Source organism: Buttiauxella gaviniae ATCC 51604, from assembly GCF_001654835.1.
Taxonomy (GTDB): domain Bacteria; phylum Pseudomonadota; class Gammaproteobacteria; order Enterobacterales; family Enterobacteriaceae; genus Buttiauxella; species Buttiauxella gaviniae.
On sequence record NZ_LXEP01000094.1, the window covers coordinates 1 to 735 of the forward strand.

Here is a 735-nt window from a genome sequence, read left to right on the forward strand (position 1 = left end):
TCTTCGCTTAAGCCTGGCCTGTCGGATAAAACAGGATATCCGTTTTGATTGTGAACTATACGCTTACCTCCTGACTGTCCGGCGAGAAGTTCGGCATAATATTCACCGGTAATTTCCACTGAACTTGTTGTTTTTTCGAAAAATCCTGACGTGGGATCATAAAACTTCATGCTGGAATCCTTTTAATAACCAAAACAGATAATTGCTACGTCTGAGAGTACTTGTTTCTCAACATTAATGGCCTGTTTTACTGTTACCACTCCTCTGTCCCGCCCGGCAATTTGTGGCAAGCCGTCTGCATTCTGTGAGGCAGAAGGATTAACACTAACTGCAAGCGCAATTAAATTTTGAGCAGGAAAAGCTTTCGGAAGAGTAACAGGGACGTCTACATCAAAGGCAGGGAATGAGGCAGAGGCAATGCTTACCCACTGAATAATAAACCCACCTTCAACGTCAGGAATCCGAATATAATCATTAGCTGCTAGTGCCCTTTTGGGAAATAACTTAGCGTTAATACTGTCAACGTATTTAGATACAAACGTTGTATTTGCAATACGCAGGTCAATTTCGTCCTGATTTGCACTAGGTACTGTAGGCGTTCCGGTGAAGGATGGGCTGGCCAGTGGTGCTTTAATTGAAAGCGCATCTGCCAGTTTCTTCAGAGTATTTAAGGTGGAAGGTGCTCCACCGTTTAATTCCGCGATTGCTTGCGCAACAAAAGATGTATTGGCAATT

1 pseudogene is annotated in these 735 nt (G+C 43.4%); it reads right to left on the reverse strand.

Annotated features, from left to right (window positions below):
• Window positions 1-182: 182 nt before the first annotated feature.
• Window positions 183-735: pseudogene (locus M977_RS25595) on the reverse strand (hypothetical protein); the annotation flags it as partial.